The following is a 20,157-nucleotide window of genomic DNA, read 5'->3' as shown; positions in this document are numbered from 1 at the left end:
GCGCTCAGCGTGCCGCGCCCGGGGGAGCGTCCCCGCCGCACAGGTTGAAGATCAAGCTAGCCGACGGCAGTCGGTCGCTTGGTGAAACGGTGCCACCAGTGCTGGCGCCGTGGGTGCACCGCACGTCCCAGCCGACGACCGATGAGCAGGTATCCCAGGAGGGCACCCGTCGTGTTGAGCACGACATCGTCGATGTCGAAGGCACGGCCGGTGACAAGGGCGCCCTGCACCAGCTCGACCAGCACCATCGCCAACGCCGTGACCGCTACGACACGAACGAGTCCCCGTGCGCGGGGTACGAGCACCGGAAGCAGCATGCCGAACGGCATGCCGAGAACGACATTGCCGCCGAGCTGTTTGACAGTGTCCCGGAATGCGGGCTGCGCGAGGTAGTCACGGATGGAGTCACCGGGACGGAGGTTGGTGTGCGTCAACGGCTCGGAGGCAGCCGAGGGCTCCAGCGTCAGCCTGGCCAGCACCACCGCGAAGGCCACAGTCCCGGCGAAAGCCAGCAGCATGGCCACCACGCGAATCCCCCTGGAACGCGGGGGCGTGGGGGAAACGCTCCGCTCTCCTGATTCCTCACTGGTCTTGCGGCGCAGGACTGTCCGAGCCATTTCAAGCCCCCTCAGGGTGGTTGAACGTTCCGTTACCCGCTAGACGGGGCAGTACGCCGTCCGCGGCCTGTTCACCCGGGCCGTACGGCCGAACGATCCGGCATCCAGCCCCGGTAGTCCATCGCCATCGCAACGTAAGGGCATGCAGGCAGGTCGAGGAGACGGCGGCCAGCCGGGGGCAGCCGCCGTGCACAGGGCGCGGGCCCGGTTCCAGTGGTGGTGGTGAAGCCCGGCGGCACGGGCAGGCCCATTCGGGTCATCTCGGCGAGGTTGGCACCCTTGCCTCCAAGCCGGCCGGCCATCTCCCGGCCGCCCTCGGTGGAGTCGTACACATGACGTGCCATGGCGGAGTGCCTCCTCTTTCCGGCAGTGGGCGACCTCTTTCCACGGTGCCCGGACTACTGCTGGTCGTGCTACCGGCCACGGCGACTGTCGCAGTGTGCGGCCTGGAGCTGGGAATCCGGAAGATTTGGCAGATCCCGGCCGGACCGGCCTGGCCCGAGCTCTCGCACCCGCACCCCGCTGATCGCCCCGGTCCGCCGCCGGGCCTGGGGGTACTGCTCGCCGACCGCACCGATGCCACGCTGGCCTCGCGGAGACCTCCGCGGCGTGCCGAGGCCGTGAGGTCGACGCCGGCCAGGGGCGACCCGGGCCGACGTCGCGCAGGGCCATGGGGTTCCCGTGGACACCGCGGCGGGCTGCGGGCGTACTCGTGATCACTTGCAGCCGACCCTGATCGGGGACGCGCGGCCCAACTCAACGAGACGTGGACTTTTCTGGCGTGGACACTGGACTCGGATCGGCAGATCGACTCGCAGGAGCGGCGTGATGGCGGGATTCCGGGATTTCCTGATGCGGTTCCGGCCGGTCGGGCTGCCCGGCCCTGCCGCCGCAGGAGGCGTGCCCGCAGACCGGTCGGCCGAGCTTGCAGCCGAACTGGAGCCACAGCTCGCCCTTCTCCAAGGCGCGGAGGCTGAGGCGCGGAGGGTGCGGGAGCAAGCGTCCGCGGAGGCGGTACGGCGTCGCGAGGCAGCCGAACGGATGGCCGCGGAAATCGTCGACCGGGCCCGCGCCGCCGCCCCACGCGTACGGGAACAGAGTGCCGCCCGGATTCATGACGCCACGGCAGCCGAGACCGCGGCCCTGCTGGCGGCTGCCGAACGCGATGTCGCCGCCCTGCGGGACCGGGTCGAGCATCGCCTGCCCTCGCTCGTGGACCGCGTGGTGGCCGGGGTGATCGAAGAGCTGTCCGCCCCGGACGACGAGCGGCAGGAAGGGGGATCACCGCGGTGGGCGCCGGGTGGGTAGCAGGTGTGACGCGGGCCAGGGCCATGGTGTCCAGGTGCCTGGGCGTCGCCGGTGCCCGGGATGTGGCCGGCGCCGCGACGCTCGCCGACTCTCTCGGGTATCTGGCGGCCACGCCGTATCGCCGCGATCTCGATATGGAAGCCGGGCTGGCCGGCGCCCAGCGGGCCGTCTCGGCGACCCTGCTGTGGCATCTGCGGGTACTCGCCGGCTGGCAGCCACGCGCGGGAACGGCCATGCTTCGGTTGCTCGCCTCCGGGTTCGAGACGGCCAACGTCGACGATCACGCCCGTGTGCTGTCGGGCGCGGAGCAGCTTCCGGCTGTCCGGCCGTACCGGCTGGGGGCGCTGGCCACCGCATGGCCGAGGTTGTCCGAGGCCGGCTCGCCGGCCGAGCTGCGGGCCGCGTTGGCCGGTTCCGTGTGGGGCGATCCGGGAGCCGACTCCGCGGCGGCGGTGGCGGTCGGTATACGGATCGCTGCCGCCCAGCGGACCGCGGCGGCCGTACCGCAGGCGGTGCATTGGGCGGCGGGGCGACTCGCGCTGCTGGTGGGCCGCGAGGTGTTTCTCGCCGACCGGGCCCTGACTCCGCCGTCCGCGCGCCGGGCCGCCCGGGTGCTCGGCTCCGATGCCGTGGGCGCGGCGTCGTTCCCCGACTTCGCGCGGCGTCTGCCGGCCACGGCGCGCTGGGTGATGGACGGCATCGAGACGCCGGCGGACCTGTGGCGCGCGGAGACGAGGTGGTGGATCCGGCTGCAGCGGGACGGACGTGACCTGATGCGCGGCTCCGGCCTCGGCTCCTCGCCCGTCGTCGGCGCCGTCGCCCTGCTCTCGGCCGACGCGTGGCGGGTTCGGGGTGCCCTCGAACTGGCCGCGCGCGGTGGCGGCTCGCTGGAGGCCCTCGATGTCCTGGTCTGAGGCCATGCGCCCGGTCCGCATGCAGCGGGTGGCGATCATGGCGCCGTACGAGACCCTGCGCGAGACACTGATCCGCATCGCCGAGGCGGGCAATGTCGAGATCGACCGGATCGAGGACCCCGCGCACGCGACCCCAGGGCCTGCGGCACGCCGACTGCAGCGGCTGCGTACCGAGCCCCCGGACGCCCTCCTGTGCGTGGCCCCGCCGGATCTCGACGTCCTCGAACGGGCGGGTCGGACCGATCTCCTGGCGGGCGAGGCACAAATCGAGGAGCGGATCGGCAGTGCCGTCCGGCGCGGGACGGTGGCGGCGCTCGCCGGATGGTGCCCCGCCGCCGAAGTACGCGCGACGGCCGCGCGGCTCGCTGACGTAGGTGGCGTCATGGTGCCGATACGGACTCACGGCGGCACCGATCCGCCGACTCTGCTGCGCGACACCGGCGCGGTGCGCGGCTCCTTCTCCCCGCTGGTACGGACGTACGGCACGGTGCCGTACGCGGACATCGACCCCACCATGCCCGCCGGCATGGTCTTCGTGGTCATGTTCGGCCTGATGTTCGGCGACGCCGGCCACGGGGCACTGCTGCTCCTGGCCGCCCTGCTGCTGTATCTGGGCCGGCCCGCCCGCCTTGCGCCGCTGCGGCGCCTGTGGCCGTTTGTGGCCGGAGCCGGGCTGACCAGCACCGCGGCGGGCGTTGCTTACGGCGAGTTCTTCGGCCCGACCGGTGTGCTGCCGGTGCTGTGGCTGGACCCGCTGCAGCAGCCGATGCTCCTGCTCGCCGCCGCGGTGGGGCTCGGCGCCGCGCTCCTGGCTCTTGCGTACGGGGCGGGCATCGTGAACCGCTGGCGGGAGGGCGGTCCGGCCAACGCGCTGTACGCGGCGTCGGGCGTCGCCGGCGCCATGCTCTTCCTTGGCTTCGCCGTGCTCGCCGGTGGTGTGCTCGCGGGGCGCACCAGTCTCGTGCTCGGCGGTGCCGTGCTGGCGTTCACCGGTCTGGCGCTGGCGGGCTCGGGGCTGTTCACGGCCTCGGCGGGCGGGGTCGGCGGTGCCGTGCAGACGGGGGTGCAGCTCTTCGACGTCGTGATGCGCATCGGCTCGAACGTCGTCTCCTTCGCGCGGCTGGCGGCCTTCGGGCTCACCCACGCCGCGCTGGGCGAGATCGTCTGGCGCGGCACGACAGGGCTGGCAGTCAAGGGATCCGTGGCGCTGCTGGGGGCCGTGGTTCTCTTCACCGTCGGCAATGCTCTCGCCTTCGCGCTGGAGGCGCTGGTGGCCGGGGTGCAGGCGCTGCGGCTTGAGTTCTACGAACTGTTCTCCCGGGTCTTCGAGACCCAGGGCCGTCCATTCCGCCCGTGGCACGTTCCGGTACAGCACATGGAGGTGGCGTCGTGATCGCCTGGCTCATCGCCCTGCCCGTCGTCGCGGCGGCCTTCTGTGGCACGCGGCTGTTGCTGCGGCGGCGCGGCCGTGCAGCCGTGCGGCTGATCGTCGCCGCCGACGCGGCTCTGCTCGTGGGCGCGCTGGCCCTGCTGACCGTGGCCCTGAGCGGGGCGCCCGCCCAGGCATCCGCTACCCAGGCCGCTGCCCAGGCAACCGGTTCCGGCTCGGCGGCTTTGATCGGGGCCGCGATCGCGGTCGCCGGGGCGTCGATCGGCGCGGCGATCGCCGTCGCCTACACCGGAGCCGCCGCGCTGGCGGCGCTGAGCGAACGGCCCGAGCTGTTCGGGCGGGCGATGGTCATCGTGGGACTCGCCGAGGGGATCGCCATCTACGGCCTCGTCGTCGCGATCATCCTCATCGGGAAGGCCTGACGATGGGTCGCATCGCAGCCATCGGAGAGCAGACCCGGGTGGCGGGCCTGGCCTTGGCTGGTGTGACCGTCCTGGTCGCCGAGGAGCCGGAGGCCGTACGCCGGGCATGGCAGGGCCTGCCGCAGGACGTCGCCCTGGTGATCGTCACCCCGGCCGCCGCCGACACCTTGGGCCCGGCGCTGCTGGAGAGCGCCCGGCCGCTGACGGCGGTGATGCCGGCATGAGGTCCCCGGCCCCGGACCACCAGCCCGCCGCCCTCGAACCGGTGCGGGAGCGGCTGCTGCGCGCGGCCCGGGCCGACGCCGTGGAGCTGCTGGCCCGTGCGGACCGTGAAGCCGAGGCGCTGCTCGAGGAGGCCAGGGCCCAGGCAGCGGCGATCCTCGACGACGCCCGCCGCCAGGGCGAGACCGACGCGGCCCGGGGAAGCACCGCGGAACTGACCCGGGTCCGCAGGACCATCCGCGCCCGCGAACTCGGCGTGCGCAGGCAGGCGTACGAGGAGCTGTGCAGCCGTGCCACCGAACGCATCCGCGGCCTGCGGCACACCGCGGACTACCCGGCGATCCGCGACCGACTTCGCCGACGGGCCCGCCGGCTCCTCGGCCCGGAGGCCGAGGTCGCCGAGCACCCCGGTGGAGGAATCGTGGCCCAGGCGCCGGGCCGCCGGGGCGACTGCACCCTGGACGCCCTCGCCGCCCGTGCGCTGGACCGGCTCGGTGCGGAGGCGGAGTCGTTGTGGACACCATGAGGAGCGCGCCCGAGGCAGCCGCCCTGGCAGGCCGACGGGAACAGCCCTGCCGCATCCTGCGGATCGCCGGCCCCCTGGTCGAAATGGAGTACGCAGACGGCACGGCCATGTACGACCTGGTCTCCCTGGGCGATGCGGGCCTGCCCGGCGAGGTGGTGGCGATCAAAGAGGGCGTCGTCACGGTCCAGGCCTACGAGTACACCGGCGGTCTCGCTCCTGGGCACGGCGCCCGGCCCCTGGGCACACCGCTGTCCGCCCGGCTGGGTCCGGGCCTGCTCGGCGGGATCTTCGACGGCTTGCTGCGCCCGCTGTCGGGCAGCGGCGAATGGCTCCTTCCCGGCGCGAGCACGACCGGGGACGGCAACCGCTCGTGGCGGTTCACACCTGGGGTGACGGCTGGGGAGCGGGTGTCCGAAGGGCAGGCCCTCGGCGAGGTCCGGGGAACCGGACCGGTGCCCGTGCGGATCCTCGTACCGCCCGGCGCCGCAGGGACCGTGGAGCGGATCGTCCCCGAGACGGAGCACCCCGAGAACGCGGTGCTGGCCGTCGTCGGCGGCACCGCGGTCCGGATGACCGGCGACTGGCCCATCCGCCGCCCGCGCCCGGTCCGCGAGCGCCTCACCGCCGGGCAGCCGCTGAACACCGGGCAGCGCGCAATCGACCTGCTCTTCCCCGTTGCAAGGGGCAGCACGGTCGCCGTACCCGGCGGCTTCGGCACGGGCAAGACGATGCTGCTGCAGCAGATCGCCAAGTGGTGCGACGCCGACGTGATCGTCTACATCGGCTGCGGAGAGCGCGGCAACGAGATGGCCGACGTCATCACCGAACTGGCCGCGCTCGAAGATCCCCGAACCGGAGGCCGGCTCGCCGAGCGCACGGTGACGATCGCCAACACCTCCAACATGCCGATGATGGCCCGCGAGGCGAGCATCTACACCGGAACCACGGTCGCCGAGTACTTCCGCGACATGGGGCTCGACGTCGTGGTCATCGCCGACTCGACCTCCCGGTGGGCCGAGGCACTTCGCGAATTCGCCTCCCGTACCGGTGCTCTGCCGGCGGAAGAGGGCTATCCGGCGGGACTGGCCTCGGCGATCGCCGCCTTCTACGAACGGGCCGGCGCGGTGACCACGCTCGGCGGTGACCAGGGCTCGGTCACCGTCGTCGGCGCGGTCTCGCCGCCCGGCGGCGACATGACGGAGCCGGTCACCGCCCACACCGAACGGTTCGTGCGCTGCCTGTGGACCCTGGACCGCGACCTCGCCTACGCCCGGCACTACCCGGCCGTCTCCTGGGCGGGCTCCTTCTCCCGCGACGCGGATACCCTCGCCTCCGCCCACGCGGAGGCCGGCGACCCCGACTGGGCCGCCCGGCGCGCCCGGACGGCCGGACTGCTGGCCGAGGCGGACCGGCTGGCCGACCTCGTCGACCTGATCGGCATCACCGCCCTCCCCGCCCCGGAGCGGATCAGCGTGCTCGGCGGCCGACTGATCCGCGAGGGGGTCCTTCAGCAGAGCGCGCTGTCGGCCCAGGACGCCTACTGCGGTGCGCACAAGGCCGCGGCCCTGGTCGACGCCGTCCATGCGGTCGTCGACCGATGCCGAGAGCTCGTCGAGGCCGAGGTGCCCGCCTCGGCGATCGAGGAGGTGGACTTCGGACCGCTGCTGCGCGCTCGTGAGGACGTCGGCCCGGACGATGCCGCGGGCGTCGCGACCCGGCGGGACGCCATGCTCGCTGTGCTCGCCGGGCTGCGGGAGGCGACGTGACCGGCTGGGGCGAGGTCGAGTACACAGCGATCCGCGAACTGCGCGGCCCGCTCGCCGTCGTGAAGGGGGTGGCAGGCGTCGGCTGGGACGAATTCGTCCGGATCACGCTCGACTCCGGCGAGGAGCGGCATGGACTCGTGCTGGAGGTGGATCGCGGACTCGCCGTCGTACAGGTCCTGGAGGACACCGCCGGCATGGATCCGGCACGGGTCCGGATGGCCTTCGCCGGGCAGCCGCTGCGCATCCCGGTCGGTTCGGGGTGGCTGGGCCGGGTCTGCAACGGCCGCGGCGATCCGATCGACGACGGGCCGCCGATCTTCGGATCCGACACCGCGGCCGTCGCCGGGAACCCGATCAACCCGGTGCGCAGGGAACCGCCCGGGGAGCCGGTGCTCACAGGTATCGGCGTCATGGACGCGCTCACCACGCTCGTACGGGGCCAGAAGCTGCCGGTGTTCTCCATCGCAGGGCTGCCGCACCTGGAACTCGCCGTCCAGATCGCCGCCCAGTCCACGGCGGCCGGAGAGGCGTTCAGCGTCGTCTTCGCCGGTATGGGCCTCACCCACGCCGACGCCTCCCTCGTCCGCGACGCCTTGGAGGAGCGGTCCGCCGCGGGAGAGCTGGTGCTGCTGCTCAACACCGCGGACGATCCGGTGATCGAACGCATCCTGACCCCGCGGATCGCGCTCACCGTTGCGGAGTACCTCGCCTTTGAGGGAGGCAAGCATGTGCTCGTGGTCATGACCGACATGACCAGCTATGCCGAGGCGCTGCGGGAGGTCTCCGCGGCACGTGGCGAGGTCCCGGCCCGTCGCGCTTACCCCGGCTATCTCTACAGCGACCTGGCCTCTCTCTACGAGCGTTGCGGGCGCATCCGGGGCCGGCCCGGCTCCGTCACCGTGCTCCCGGTGCTCACCATGCCCGCCGGTGACATCACGCATCCGGTGCCGGACCTGACCGGGTACATCACGGAGGGGCAGATCGTGCTGTCCCGTGAGACGCACGCGCTCGGGGTGTACCCGCCGGTGGACGCCCTGTCGTCGCTCTCCCGGCTGATGCGCAAGGGGGCCGGTCCCGGTCGTACCCGGCCCGACCATCTCGACGTCGCCGCCCAGATGCTTGCTGCCCTTGCCCGGGCCCGGCAGGTCCGCGAACTCGCCGACCTGGTCGGGCAGGCGGCGCTCAGCCCGACCGACCACCGGTACCTGAACTTCGACGAGGCGTTCCTACGACGTTTTGTGCACCAGCGCCGTGACGAACTGCGCACTCTCGATGAGACGTTGGAGAACGCCTGGCAGGTCCTGCTCGACCTGCCTCGTAGTCAGCTCGCCATGCTCCCGGCCCATTTGCTGGACGCCCGCGGTGCGGAGCGGGGGTGAAGGCAGTGGCCACCCTCCGGATTCCACCCGGGCGTGCCGGGCGACTGCGTCTGCGGCGCAGTCTGGCGGTCGCCGTGCGGGGCGCCGACCTTCTCGAGAGGAAGCTGAGCATCCTCCGTGCAGAGCACCAGCGCCTCGTACAGGCCGAGCAGGACGCTGCCGCCGCCTGGCGCGAGCTGTTGAGGGAGGCCGAGACCTGGCTGTTGCGCGGGCTCGTCCTGAGCGGGGAGCACGCCCTGGATACGGCGGCTGCCGGTCTCGCTCCGGCGGATGTCACCGTCAGCTGGACCACGTCGATGGGGGCGCTGCACCCGTCGCAGGTCTCCTGCGCGATCCCGGCTCGCCCGCCGACCGCTGTCGTACCGGGCAACACGGCCCTGATCAACGCCGAAGCCGCCTACCGGCGGGCGGTGACGGCGGCCGCCGACTGCGCCTGCAACCGGGCCGCCGCCAGGATCGTCGGCGCGGAGATGCTCAGCACCCGCCAGCGGGTCCGGGCGCTGCAGCGCCACTGGATCCCGCGCCTGCAGGAGGCCCTCGCTCGCGCGGACCTCACCTTGGAGCAGAGCGAGCACGAGGACACCGTCCGGCGGCGGTGGGCCGCCCGCATGCGGGAAGAGGGCGAGTCGCACTGCTGAAACCCGCGCGACGCGGTGCCTCAGCCGGCGACCCGTACGGCGAGCGTGGGCCGACTTCTGCGCCCTGCCCGACCCGATGACGACTTGCGCCCCGCCTCCTTCGCCTCACTTTCGAGAATCCCGGTGCCGCTACGTAGTCCCCCGGGGCCACGGAACACTGGCGGCGGAAGTGGAGTTCGCGAGCGGGGTTCAGGTCCCGTTGCGAGGGCGTGTCGCGAGTGGTCGGCCCGGGTGGTTCCTCAAGGACGCTCCAGGCCACCGGGAGCCGACCCCTTACTCGGCCATCTCACGGGCCACCCGTCCCAAAGGCGTCCTTGCCGAAACGGACACCGCCGGAGAGCTCACTGCTCCCAGACCTCATCGGCCGGCTCCTTAGAGTCCTTGGGAGAGCAGGATTTCGTGCGCAAGTCGCGCGCCGCGGGCTGCCTGCTTCTCCATCTCGGTGTCCTCTGAGGGGATTTCCTCCAGGCCTTCGGTCAGTGCTCTGATGGCCTGGGCCAGGACCTGCACCTGGGACTCCAGGATGCGCAGCCTTTCATGCTCGTCCGGGGCGACGTTCTCAGTCATCGTGGTCTCCTCACTCTGTACGGTCGACGAGGAAGTCGGCACTGTCGGCAAGCGTGGTGAGTCGCGGAGTGTCCTCGTCGTCAATGCGGACACCGGTCCGCTCGCTGAGGGTCTCGACGAAGCTCAGGAAGTCCAGCGAGTCCATTTCGAGGGCTTCGCGGAACTTGTCGTCGGGCCCCAGGGTGGTGAAGTCGGCGTCGGGAATGACGCTCGCTATCGACTCCTTGACGATGCCCAGTGCTTCGGTGCGGTTCATAGCTGCTCCGGGTTCTGCAAGTGTCTGTCTACCGCTGTCAGGTAGCGGGCTCCGATAGCGCCGTCGGTTGCCCGGTGGTCTGCCGACAGGGTGGCCGTGACCACGGGCCGCACGCCCAGCAGACCGTCGACGGCGGAAGGCCGGTCGACGACCCGACCGAAGCCGACCAGGGCTACTTGGGGTGGGTAGATGACGCCGAAGACGGTTTCCACTCCTTGATCGCCGAGATTGGTGACGGTGATCGTGGCGTCGGACACTTCGGAGCTGCGGAGCCGACCCGTTCGGGTGCGGGCGACCAGGTCCTTCAAGGCGGTCATCAACTGCGGGAGTTCGAGGGTGTCGGCGTCGTGCAGGGCCGGGGCTATGAGCCCGCCCCCGCGGAGGGCTACCGCTACGCCGAGGTGTACGTCGTCGCGTGCTGTGAAGTGGTCGTCGGCCCAGAAGCCGTTGAGCTCGGGGACTTCCCGGGCCGCGAGGGCTGCGGCCTTGAGCAGCAGGGCAGCAGGAATCAGCCGCTCGGTGACCGGGCTGCGGCGGTTGTACTCATGCAGCCAGCCCATGGCCACTGCCAAGTCGATGGTTGTGGAGAGATAGTAGTGCGGGATCTCTCGATTGGCGCGGGCCATCAGACCGGCGATCGCCTGGCGCATCGTGGCTGCCCGGTCCTCGTAAGAGCCCTCCGGGGCGGCGACACGGTGTGGGTGTGGGGCTGAGGTTGCCGGGCCGGGGGCCGCCTTGCGCACGTCGACGGAGCGGATGGTGGCGTCCTTGCCGGTCCCGGTCACCGTTGCGAGGTCGACGTTCAGTTCGGCGGCGAGCTTTCGGGCGAGCGGGGTGGTCCGCAGGCGCGGCGGTGAAGTGCCGGCCTCGGCGGCTGCGGCTGCTTGCTCGACGTCGGTTCGGGTGACGCGTCCCCCTGGGCCTGATCCGCGGACTTCTTCCAGGTTGATGCCACTGCTCTCGGCGAGGTGCCGGGTCAAGGGGCCCGCTACGGTGTGCCCGCGCTCGTCGGCGGCGGACGGTAGGGGAACCCGGGCGGGTTCGGTCCGAGCGGGGGGCGTTGTGCGCCTCGGCGCCGACCGGACCGGTCGCTTCCTCTCCGCCTGATCGGGCTTCTCGGGCTTTCGGGGCTTCTCGCGTCTCCTGGGGCCTTCCGCGGTCGGCTCGATCAGCGCGAGCGCCATGCCGACCGGCACCGTCGTGCCCGGCTCGACGAGCAGCTTCCCCATGGTCCCGGTCTCGAAGCACTCCACCTCGATGGTGGACTTGGCGGTCTCGACGACCGCGACAGGATCCCCCTTGCGGACCTGGTCACCCGGCTGAACCAGCCATTCCTGGAGCGTGCCCTCGTCCATATCGGCGCCGAGGGACGGCATGGTGAATTCGGCCATGGTCAGTCCACCGCCCGGTGTGCCGCCGCGACGATGTCGGCGGTCTGAGGGAGGGCGGCCTCCTCGAGTCGCCGGGCGTACGGGATGGGAACCTCCGCGCTGCACACCCGCTCCACCGGGGCATCCAGTTCGTAGAACGACTGCTCGGCGATGCGGGCGGAGATCTCGGCGGCCAGGCTGCCGGTGCGCCAAGCCTCGTCCACGATCACGACTCGGTGCGTACGAGCGACGGAGGCGGCGATGGTCGCGTCGTCGAGGGGACGGAGTGTACGCAGGTCGATCACCTCGGCGCTGATGCCCTCGGCGGCCAGTTCGTCGGCTGCGGCGAGAGCTTTGGGCAGCGAGCCGCCGTAGGTGATCAGGGAGATGTCGGTGCCCGGCTTTCGGATCACGGCATGGCCCAGGTCCACCGGGGCGGCGGACGGGGCGAGTTCGCCCGCGGCGTTGTAGAGGCTTCCGTGTTCGAAGATCAGCACGGGGTCGGGGTCGGCCAGTGCCGGGGCGAGCATGTGGCGGGCGTCCTCGATGGTGGCCGGTGCGAGGACGCGGATGCCGGGGATGTGCGCGTACCAGCCTTCCAGGCTGTGCGAGTGCTGTGCGGCGAGCTGCCGTCCCGCGCCCGTGGTCATGCGGATCACCAGTGGTACGGGCAGCTGGCCGCCCGACATGTGCAGCAGGGTGGCAGCGTTGTTGAGGATCTGGTCGAGGGCGAGCAGGCTGAAGTTGACGGTCATGATCTCGACGATCGGCCGCATCCCCGCCAGGGCCGCGCCGATGCCCGCGCCCACGAACGCGGACTCCGACAACGGGGTGTCGCGGATCCGTTCCGGTCCGAATTCCTCCAGCAGTCCGAGGCTCACGCCGAAGCATCCGCCGTAGCGGCCCACGTCCTCGCCCATGAGGAAGACACGGTCGTCGGCGCGCAGGGCCTCACGCATCGCCTCACGCATCGCCTCCCGGTAGGTCGTCTTCGCCTCTTCCGTGCCGCTGGCGCCCATGGTCAGCTCACCGTCTCCGCCGAGGAACTGGTGACGTGGTGGAGCAGGTTCTCGACCGGTTCCTCAGGAGCCTGTTCGGCCGCTTCCACGGCACGGTCGATCTCGTCCGTGATCTGGTGCTCGATCTGTGCGAGCTCCTTGTCGTCCAGCTCACCGTTTTCGCGCATGCGGTCCATCAGCCGGTTGATCGGGTCGCGGTCCTTCCACTGCGCGACCTCCGCCTTGGCGCGGTAGCGGTCGGGGTCGTACATGGAGTGGGCGCGGAAGCGGTAGGTGCGCAGCTCCAGGAAGTGCGGTCCGGTGCCGGCCCGGATGCCCTCGACGGCCCGGCGGGCGGCCTGCTCGACGGCTTCGACGTCCATCCCGTCCACGGTCCAGGCGGGCATGCCGTAGGAGGCGGCGCGCATGGCCAGGTCGGTTTGCGCGTGCTCCCGGGCGAGGGCTGTGCCCATGGCGTAGAGGTTGTTCTCGCAGGCGAGCAGCAGCGGCAGGTTCCACAGGGCTGCGAGGTTCGCTGTCTCGTGAAACTCCCCTTCGGCGAAGGCTCCGTCGCCGAAGAAGCAGCAGGTGACGCGTCTTTCCCCACGCATGCGGTCGGCGAGGGCGAGACCCGCGGCCAGCGGGAGCCCGCCGGCGACGATCGCGCTGCCACCGTAGAAACGGCGGCTCGCGTCGAACAGGTGCATGGATCCGCCGCGGCCCCCGCTGCAGCCGGTCGTCCTGCCGTACATCTCCGCCATGACGGCCTCGGCGGGGATACCGCGGGCGAGTGCGTGGCCGTGTTCGCGGTAGGTGGCGACCACCGCGTCCTCAGGGCTGAGTGCCTCGTTGACGCCGACGGCGACGGCCTCCTCGCCGATGTAGAGGTGGACGAAGCCGCGGATCTTCGCGGCGCTGTACAGCTCGACGCATCGCTCCTCGAAGCGCCGGATGCGCAGCATGGCCTTCAGCAGATCCCCCCTGTGTCCGGTGGCGGGCCAGTCGGCGGGGAACCCTGACTTCGCGGCCTGCTTGCTTGTCGCGGCCTTCTTCGTCGCTTTCGGGGCCGCCGAGACCTTTCGGGTGCGGGTGTCGCGGGCGGGGCTCATACGGATCCCTCCAGGGTCGACAAGTCGCCTGTGGGCAGGCCAAGTTCACGGGCGCGCAGCAGTCGGCGCATGATCTTGCCGCTGCGGGTTTTGGGCAGGTTCTGGTCGAAGGCGATCTCCCGGGGTGCGACGGCCGGGCCGAGCCGTCGACGAGCGAAGGCCAGCAGTTCCCGCTCCAGATCCGGGCTCGCCTCGATGCCTGGGCGCAGCGACACGAACGCCTTGACGACGTCGCCGGCGACCGGGTCCGGTCGGCCGATCACTCCGGCCTCCGCGACCGCCGGGTGTTCCATCAGCGCGCTCTCCACCTCGAACGGGCCGATCAGATGTCCCGCCGACTTGATGACGTCGTCGGCGCGCCCCACGAACCAGTACCAGCCGTCCGCATCCCGCCTGACCAGGTCGCCGGTCAGGTACCAGCCGTCGGCGAACGACGCGTCGTAACGCTCCTTGTCGTGCAGATAGCCGCGGAACATCGACGGCCAGCCCGGCCGCAGTGCCAACTCGCCCTCCACGTCGGGACGGTCCACCTCTGTCACCATGCCGTCGGTGATCAGCGCCCGGCCGTCCTCACCCTGCTTCAGCACGGACGCCTCGACACCGGGCAGCGGCCGCCCCATCGAGCCGGGCCGGATGTCGCATGCCGCGAAGTTCGCGATCATGATGCAGCCGGTCTCGGTCTGCCACCAGTTGTCGTGGACTGGCAGGCCGAGCACGTCCTGGCCCCACACGACGGCCTCGGGGTTGAGGGGCTCGCCGACGGAGGCGATGAACCGCAGGGCCGACAGGTCGTAGGAGCGCGGCAGGTCGTACGGGCCTTCGCGGGGTGTGGCCCGCATCAGCATGCGCAGGGCCGTGGGCGCGGTGTACCAGACGCTGACCCGCTGCTCGCCGAGGATCCGGTACCAGCGCCGGGCGTCGTAGTCGCCCTCGTCGACGACGACCGTCACGCCGTGCACGAGCGGCGCGACGATGCCGTACGACATGCCGGTGACCCAGCCGGGGTCGGCGGTGCACCAATACACGTCCTCGGGGTGCAGATCGAGCGCGTAGGCGGCCGTAGCGTGCTGGGCGACGACCGCTTCGTGGACGTGGACGGCGCCCTTGGGGGTGCCGGTGGTTCCGCTGGTGAAGTGCAGGAGCGCCATGTCCTCCGGTGAGGTCGGCGGGATGGTGAAGCTGTCCGAGGCCGCGGACATCAGTTCGTCGAAGGAGAGCGTGCCGGGAAGCTCCTCGGCGCCGGGGCCGACGATGAGGACATGTTCGAGGTCGGGTAGCGACGTCCGCCGGTCGGCGACCTTGCGGCGGTACAGAGCTGCGGTGGTCACCAGCGCGCGGGCGTCGCCGAGCCGCAGCCGCTGTCCCACCGGGTCGGGGCCGAACGCGGAGAAGAGCGGGCACAGGACGCTGGTGTTCTTCAGCGTGCCGAGCACCGCGGTGTAAAGCTCGGGACAGCGGCCGAGCAGGGAGAACACCCGGTCCCCATGGCCGACGCCGAGTGACCGCAGGACGTTCGCGAAGCGGGACGTACGGAGGGCCAGCTCGGCGTACGTGACAGTTGAGACGGCGTTGTCACGAGCGATGCACCGGAGCGCCACCTTGTCCCCGTGGTCCGGAACGGCATGCCGGTCGACCGCCTCGTGCGCGATGTTCAGCCCGCCGCTGGGCAGCCCGGCCAGCGCGGCGCGCGCCCGCGTCCACGAGAAGTCGGAACAGGCCCGGTCGTAGTCGGTGAGATTCGGCGTGACGCCGGGTGTGGTGTCCTTTGGGATCGTCTCCCAGTGCATGGGCGCTCCTCCCGACGCCTGCCTCTGTCTCCAGAGTCGCCGAGCCTGGCCCGGGTCGCATTGCGACCGCCCCCATGGCGAGCCAGTCGGGCGCAACTGATCACCACAGCCATCCGGCGGGGCGTGTACGGCGGCGGCCTCTGAGGCCCTCCAGGACTCCGGAGCGGCTGGCCGCGGTAGCTTTCGGCAATCATGGAGCCGGGGGCTGCCCGCTTCTCACGGACCCGGATTGCGCGGTGAGCGGCTTCGCTCCGCTTCGCCGCATCCGATGGCACACAGGATGAAGCTCTCCGGATCCCCGGCGGCTTCGATGGCCACGTCGGCGCTCCCGCACCCGGCAGCCGACGTGCCCGTCCGGGCGAACGGCCACTCCTGGTCAGGTTCCATGTAGGGGCGACGGAAGACGGGGCGGCCCGCCGGGCGGTCACCTTGGTGTAGTCCGGGAACGTCAGGTCAGACCAGCTTCCTCACCGCGCGCGGATGTGCGCGAGACCCGCACCGCGGTTGTGCTCTTCGTCGGAGACCTTCCGCGTGCGTGCCGGTTCCCTTCTACTGCTCGCCCCCAGGGTCCGCAGGAGTGGTGGACTCGCCGGTGAGATGGGGCTCGACGTCCACGACGCCCTCAATGGCGCGTACGAGGCGCACGGCGACGGAGATGAGCGAGGTATCGCGGATGTGCCCGCGGAGGGTGACGACGCCTTCGTGGACGTCCACGTGGATGGCGTGGCTGAAGGCCGGGAAGAGGTAGGACACCACTGTGCGTCGGACCTCCTCCTCGATGTCCTCGTCCGACCTCAGGAAGACCTTCAGTAGATCGGCACGGCTGACGATGCCCTGGAGCATGTCCACGTGGTCGACCACGGGCAGTCGCTTGACGTGCCTGACGGCCATGATTTTGGCCGCTTGCGCCAAGGTGGCGTCGGGGTGGACCGTGATCGCGGGGGTGCTCATGAGCTCCCCGGCTGTCACGGCCTCCGCCTTGGCGAGGTCGGACAGGCGCCGACGTTGCTCGAAGAGGCTCGGGTCGCTGTCGCGGAACTCCTCCTTGGGCAGCAGGTCGGCCTCGGAGACGACGCCGATGACGCGCCCTTCTCCCTCCAGAACCGGCATGGCACTGACCTTCCACTGCCCCATGGTCTGCACGATCTCCTTGAACGGTGCGTCGCGCCCGACGGCCACGACCGTATGCGTCATCACATCGCTCACGATGTGCGGGGTCTCAGGCACTTGGGCCTCCTCGTCTCGCCTCGTCAGGGCACTTCGCCTGCAACCGTGCGGGCCCGGCCCGTGGTCAGTAGACCACGAGCCGGGCACACCCGGGTCGACGAGGAGGAAGCGGCCGGCCGCGACACGCTGCGGCAGATCGAAGTCCTCCGCACCCTCGTCATCGACCACGGCATCGTCGGCCGCACGACTCCCGGCCCACACGCGACCCGGGAGCCATCCACCGCCACACGGGCACCACGCACCCCTGCCCGCCGTCCCCGCGGGTGGGCGGTGGGTCCCCCTCGGCGAGTTGGCCGAGGTGGTGCGCGGGCTCATGACGGACAGTCGGCGGGCCGACGAACGGCACGGGGTCGAGGTGGGCTCCTGCGGCCGGCCGAGTTCCGGGGGCGAGCGGTGGGCCCACGGTCGGATGCCGACGGCGTGGCTGGGCGCCGATACGGCGGAGGCGAACCGGTTGGCAAGATCCAGCAACGGTCATGACGCCGGACCACCGGCCGACCATGGCAGGAGTGGGACCAGCGAGCACATGGCACGCACCATCCTGACGCCTCATCAGTAAAATCAGCATCGAGTCAGCATTGGGTCTACTGAACCTGCCTGCAGATGACCACACCTGGTACTGCCGGCCGCACGGCCGAGGCCATCAGAGGGGTGATGCGCCACTTTCCGTTCGGCGGGAATGGAGCGGACGTACCCCGCTCGGCAGGGCGACGACCAGCCTTCTCTCATCGCCCCAGGTCAGCGCACCCTACCCCGTGGCTTCAGTGCCACAGGCGGGAGTTCGGGGGCAGGCAGCCGACCGCCGTCATAACCCTCCACTACGCCGAAGCGGGAGCCGCTCACCCACTCTTCGCGAGCCTTTGCGATGTCCTCGTGGGACCGTCCGATGAAGTTCCACCACATGACGATCTCCTCCTCGAACGGCTCGCCGCCGAGGAGCATCAGCCCCGCGTCCGACTCCGCGCGCAGCGGCAGTTCGCGGCGTCCGCAGCCCAGGTAGAGCATCGAACCGGGCAGCACCGGTACCCCGTCGACGTGGGCCTCGCCGGACATGGAGAGGACCGCGTACTCGAAGTCGGGGTCGAGAGGGACGCTGGTCTCGGTGCCGTGGGCGAGGGACAGGTCAGCACCGACGATCGGGGTGTAGGTCGTGCCGGGGGAGGTGGCGCCGTCGAGTTCGCCGAGGATCAGTGTGGCGGTGAGACCGGGGGCGGTGATGCGCGGCAGCTGTGGGTGGTGCTCGAAGTGGGGCTCCACCTGCCGGTGGGCCCCGGGGAGCGCCACCCACAGCTGGGCGCCGTGGAGGAGACGGGCGTGCGGTCGGGGGCTCTCCTCGGAGTGGCTGATCGCGCGGCCGGAGGTCATCAGTCCGAGTTCGCGCGGGCGGATCGTCTGAAGGCTGCCGAGGCTGTCGCGGTGCAGCACCTCCCCGTCGTGGAGCCAGCTCACGGTCTGGAGGCCCATGTGCGGGTGCGGCGGGACCTGCATGCCGGGCTCGTCGGCGATGTCGTCGGGGCCGTAGTGATCGACGAAGCACCACGCGCCGACCATGCGGCGGCCCAGGTTGGGGAGCAGTCGGCGGACTTCGGTGGACTCCCCCAGCGGGACGCGGCGGGGGGCCAGGAGCTCGCGCACCGGTTCGGCCACGACGAAGCCGCGGCCGCCGCAGGGGGACATGGCAGCTTGACGATCAAGATTGCTCATGGGGACCAACCTAGACCCGTGCGCCACAGGCCACACCGATGTGGAATTTTCAACCACTTCCGGTGGTTGGGCTACCCGACGGAACGTGCGGACGGGAGTGCGAATGAGCGGGCACTACTACGAGTTCGGGACTCCGGCGGACCGCTGGGACCGTGCCCAGATGTTCTTCGAGGCCAAGGAGTACCTCACCGCGGCACGGATACTCGGCGGGCTGGTGGACGAGGCACCGGGGCACGCCTCGGCACGGCTGCTGCTGGCCCGGGCCTACTACCACTCCGCACAGCTCGGGAAGGCCGAGGCTGAACTGCGGGAGATCCTGGACCGCGACCCGGTCGAGCACTATGCCCGGCTGATGCTGGGCCGCACCCTGGAACGGCAGGGGCGGGCCTGCGAAGCCGCACCTCATCTGCGGATGGCGGCGGCCATGGCCGGGGACTTTCCCGGCGCGGCGCCGCCAGGCGCGGATCAGTAGCGGTCCGCGCGTCCGCCCGGCTCGCAGACCTCGAAGACCGCTTCCCCGGCGTCCATGTCCCAGCCGGCCGCGGGGCGCACCGGAGCCCCCACCCACACGAGATGCGGGTCGACTCCGATGACCCGGCAGCGGAACATGAAGCCCTCGGGGAAGCGGATCAGTGACTCGTTGCGCGCCACGGCGGTGTTGCGGTGGACGACGCTGGTACGGACGACGGTGGCGAGCCCGTCGCTCTGCTCGGCGTCCAGGTCACTGGAGGCACAGACCGGACACAGCAGTCGCCGGAACGAGGCGGTGCCGCACCAGCGGCACCGCTGGTAGGTCAGTGGGGACTCCTGGCGCACCGCCGTCGCTGTGCCGGATTCTTGCTTCAACACGTCTCGACTCCCTGCCCTCGGCCGGAATGCACCGTCGTCGCATCGGCGCGAGGGCACCGTATGGCACTCAGTGCCGCGCCGTAAAGATACCGAGTGCCAACTTTTCCGAGCCAGCGATCAAAAGCGCTGGTCAGAGACGGCCCAGCGCCTCTTCCATTCGCTGGACCACTCGCCACATCGGGGTGCCCCGACGGGTGACCAGCACCACGACGTCGTCCTCACCGCCGCTCCCGACGAGGCCTTCGGCGCCGCTCTCCCGCGGGGCTTGCGCCCGGTCGGCCCCCCAGACGTCCATCACGAGACCGAGCGCATGGTCCACGGCGGCTTCGGCATCGCCCTCACCACCGGAACGCAGCCAGGAGCGGAGAGCGTTGTTGTGGGCGGCGACCACGGCGGCGGCGATCACATCGGCCCGCAGCGCCCCGTCCCCCGAGCCCTCGCAACGCCGTCGCAGATATCCGGCCATCGTGCGTTCATAGCGCCGCACCACCGACAGTTCATAGGTCCGCAGCCCCGGCACTTCCCTGGTCAGCCGGTAGCGCTGCACGGAGAACTCGGGGTCGGCCGCGTACATGCGCAGCACCAGCCTGGCAGCGTCACAGACCCGGGCGACGGGATCACCCTCGTCCCCCGCGGCGGACAGGAACGCGGTCACGTCGGCGAGACAGCTCTCGTGGTCCGGGAACACCGCGTCCTCTTTTGAGGGGAAGTGGCGGAAGAACGAACGGCGTCCGACCCCCGCCCGCGCCACGATGTCGTCGACCGTGGTCTGCTCGTACCCACGCTCCATGAACAGCTGGAACGCCGCCTCGGCGAGCGCGTCCCGCATGGGCACCTTGGCCTGCGGGCCCGGGGCCGGGTTTCCGGCGGTTCCTCCAGCTTGTCTGCGCACCTCGGTCATGCGGGGAACCTAACACCGGATCGCCATTTTGGCACTGAGTACCTTTACTGTGGGAACTGAGTGCCATAGGCTCGCCCTCGGCGACCATGCGCCATCAGTGGAATCAGCCAGTCAGTAGGAGAGCCGGCGTGAGCTTGAGGATCGTTGTCTGTGTGAAGTACGTGCCTGATGCCACTGGTGACCGGCACTTCGCCGATGACCTGACCG

At 71.0% G+C, this 20,157-nt stretch carries 22 protein-coding genes; 10 read left to right on the top strand and 12 right to left on the bottom strand.

The features are described from left to right. Positions 1–56: 56 nt before the first annotated feature. Together ABZ532_RS25400 and ABZ532_RS25395 are read right to left on the bottom strand one after the other, a co-directional pair. On the bottom strand, positions 57–617 hold the full coding sequence (locus ABZ532_RS25400; RefSeq protein ID WP_361288106.1) for a VanZ family protein: 561 nt from the start codon (positions 615–617) through the stop codon (positions 57–59). 71 nt (positions 618–688) lie between these two features. Then, on the bottom strand, positions 689–961 hold the full coding sequence (locus ABZ532_RS25395; protein ID WP_361288103.1) for a PEP/pyruvate-binding domain-containing protein: 273 nt from the start codon (positions 959–961) through the stop codon (positions 689–691). 484 nt (positions 962–1,445) lie between these two features. Between ABZ532_RS25395 and ABZ532_RS25390 the strand changes: the two genes are divergently transcribed. The 9 genes from ABZ532_RS25390 to ABZ532_RS25350 are packed head-to-tail and all read left to right on the top strand — an operon-like array spanning position 1,446 to position 9,182. Further along, on the top strand, positions 1,446–1,925 hold the full coding sequence (locus ABZ532_RS25390; RefSeq protein ID WP_361288100.1) for a hypothetical protein: 480 nt from the start codon (positions 1,446–1,448) through the stop codon (positions 1,923–1,925). Between the two features lie 5 nt (positions 1,926–1,930). Further along, the gene (locus tag ABZ532_RS25385; protein ID WP_361288097.1) at positions 1,931–2,839 is read left to right on the top strand and encodes a hypothetical protein; all 909 of its coding nucleotides are present in this window, start codon (positions 1,931–1,933) and stop codon (positions 2,837–2,839) included. Then, positions 2,826–4,232, top strand: a complete 1,407-nt coding sequence (locus ABZ532_RS25380) for a V-type ATPase 116kDa subunit family protein (RefSeq protein WP_361288094.1) — start codon at positions 2,826–2,828, stop codon at positions 4,230–4,232. The genes ABZ532_RS25385 and ABZ532_RS25380 overlap by 14 nt, the downstream gene beginning before the upstream one ends. Continuing rightward, positions 4,229–4,651, top strand: a complete 423-nt coding sequence (locus ABZ532_RS25375) for an ATP synthase subunit C (RefSeq protein ID WP_361288091.1) — start codon at positions 4,229–4,231, stop codon at positions 4,649–4,651. The genes ABZ532_RS25380 and ABZ532_RS25375 overlap by 4 nt, the downstream gene beginning before the upstream one ends. A gap of 2 nt (positions 4,652–4,653) precedes the next feature. Then, positions 4,654–4,875, top strand: a complete 222-nt coding sequence (locus ABZ532_RS25370) for a V-type ATP synthase subunit F (RefSeq protein WP_361288088.1) — start codon at positions 4,654–4,656, stop codon at positions 4,873–4,875. After that, a complete protein-coding gene (locus ABZ532_RS25365; protein WP_361288085.1) occupies positions 4,872–5,399 on the top strand; it encodes a hypothetical protein in 528 nt (175 codons plus the stop codon). Before ABZ532_RS25370 ends, ABZ532_RS25365 begins: the two co-directional genes overlap by 4 nt. After that, on the top strand, positions 5,396–7,165 hold the full coding sequence (locus ABZ532_RS25360; RefSeq protein WP_361288330.1) for a V-type ATP synthase subunit A: 1,770 nt from the start codon (positions 5,396–5,398) through the stop codon (positions 7,163–7,165). Before ABZ532_RS25365 ends, ABZ532_RS25360 begins: the two co-directional genes overlap by 4 nt. Further along, the gene (locus ABZ532_RS25355) at positions 7,162–8,544 is read left to right on the top strand and encodes a V-type ATP synthase subunit B (RefSeq protein WP_361288082.1); all 1,383 of its coding nucleotides are present in this window, start codon (positions 7,162–7,164) and stop codon (positions 8,542–8,544) included. The genes ABZ532_RS25360 and ABZ532_RS25355 overlap by 4 nt, the downstream gene beginning before the upstream one ends. Before the next feature lie 5 nt (positions 8,545–8,549). After that, on the top strand, positions 8,550–9,182 hold the full coding sequence (locus tag ABZ532_RS25350; protein WP_361288079.1) for a V-type ATP synthase subunit D: 633 nt from the start codon (positions 8,550–8,552) through the stop codon (positions 9,180–9,182). Between the two features lie 372 nt (positions 9,183–9,554). Here the strand turns inward: ABZ532_RS25350 and ABZ532_RS25345 are convergent, their stop codons facing one another. The 8 genes from ABZ532_RS25345 to ABZ532_RS25310 form a co-directional block, all read right to left on the bottom strand. Beyond that, positions 9,555–9,749: a hypothetical protein gene (locus ABZ532_RS25345; protein ID WP_361288076.1), complete on the bottom strand. Its 195-nt coding sequence runs from the start codon at positions 9,747–9,749 to the stop codon at positions 9,555–9,557. A gap of 10 nt (positions 9,750–9,759) precedes the next feature. Next, entirely contained in the window at positions 9,760–10,005 is a 246-nt protein-coding gene (locus ABZ532_RS25340; RefSeq protein WP_361288073.1) for an acyl carrier protein, read from the bottom strand. Continuing rightward, a complete protein-coding gene (locus ABZ532_RS25335) occupies positions 10,002–11,396 on the bottom strand; it encodes a 2-oxo acid dehydrogenase subunit E2 (RefSeq protein WP_361288070.1) in 1,395 nt (464 codons plus the stop codon). Before ABZ532_RS25335 ends, ABZ532_RS25340 begins: the two co-directional genes overlap by 4 nt. Positions 11,397–11,398: 2 nt before the next feature. Then, positions 11,399–12,394, bottom strand: a complete 996-nt coding sequence (locus ABZ532_RS25330; RefSeq protein ID WP_361288067.1) for an alpha-ketoacid dehydrogenase subunit beta — start codon at positions 12,392–12,394, stop codon at positions 11,399–11,401. A 2-nt stretch (positions 12,395–12,396) separates the two neighbouring features. Then, a complete protein-coding gene (pdhA, locus tag ABZ532_RS25325; RefSeq protein ID WP_361288064.1) occupies positions 12,397–13,482 on the bottom strand; it encodes a pyruvate dehydrogenase (acetyl-transferring) E1 component subunit alpha in 1,086 nt (361 codons plus the stop codon). Beyond that, the gene (gene acsA, locus ABZ532_RS25320; RefSeq protein WP_361288062.1) at positions 13,479–15,269 is read right to left on the bottom strand and encodes an acetate--CoA ligase; all 1,791 of its coding nucleotides are present in this window, start codon (positions 15,267–15,269) and stop codon (positions 13,479–13,481) included. The genes pdhA and acsA overlap by 4 nt, the downstream gene beginning before the upstream one ends. Positions 15,270–15,818: 549 nt before the next feature. Then, positions 15,819–16,496, bottom strand: a complete 678-nt coding sequence (locus tag ABZ532_RS25315; RefSeq protein WP_361288060.1) for a CBS domain-containing protein — start codon at positions 16,494–16,496, stop codon at positions 15,819–15,821. A gap of 738 nt (positions 16,497–17,234) precedes the next feature. Then, a complete protein-coding gene (locus ABZ532_RS25310; protein ID WP_361288058.1) occupies positions 17,235–18,200 on the bottom strand; it encodes a pirin family protein in 966 nt (321 codons plus the stop codon). A 103-nt stretch (positions 18,201–18,303) separates the two neighbouring features. Here ABZ532_RS25310 and ABZ532_RS25305 point away from each other — a divergent pair, with 103 nt between their 5' ends. Next, positions 18,304–18,672, top strand: coding sequence for a tetratricopeptide repeat protein (locus ABZ532_RS25305; protein WP_361288055.1), 369 nt, complete (start codon positions 18,304–18,306; stop codon positions 18,670–18,672). Here ABZ532_RS25305 and ABZ532_RS25300 read toward each other — a convergent pair. Both ABZ532_RS25300 and ABZ532_RS25295 read right to left on the bottom strand, forming a co-directional pair. Continuing rightward, on the bottom strand, positions 18,666–19,049 hold the full coding sequence (locus ABZ532_RS25300) for a zinc ribbon domain-containing protein (protein ID WP_361288052.1): 384 nt from the start codon (positions 19,047–19,049) through the stop codon (positions 18,666–18,668). The two genes, ABZ532_RS25305 and ABZ532_RS25300, sit on opposite strands and share 7 nt — an antisense overlap. Before the next feature lie 130 nt (positions 19,050–19,179). After that, positions 19,180–19,878: a helix-turn-helix domain-containing protein gene (locus ABZ532_RS25295; RefSeq protein ID WP_361288326.1), complete on the bottom strand. Its 699-nt coding sequence runs from the start codon at positions 19,876–19,878 to the stop codon at positions 19,180–19,182. Positions 19,879–20,157 lie beyond the last annotated feature (279 nt).

The organism is Streptomyces sp. NPDC019396 (genome assembly GCF_040632375.1).
Classification (GTDB): Bacteria; Actinomycetota; Actinomycetes; order Streptomycetales; family Streptomycetaceae; genus Streptomyces.
This window is presented reverse-complemented; position numbering and strand designations above follow the sequence as displayed.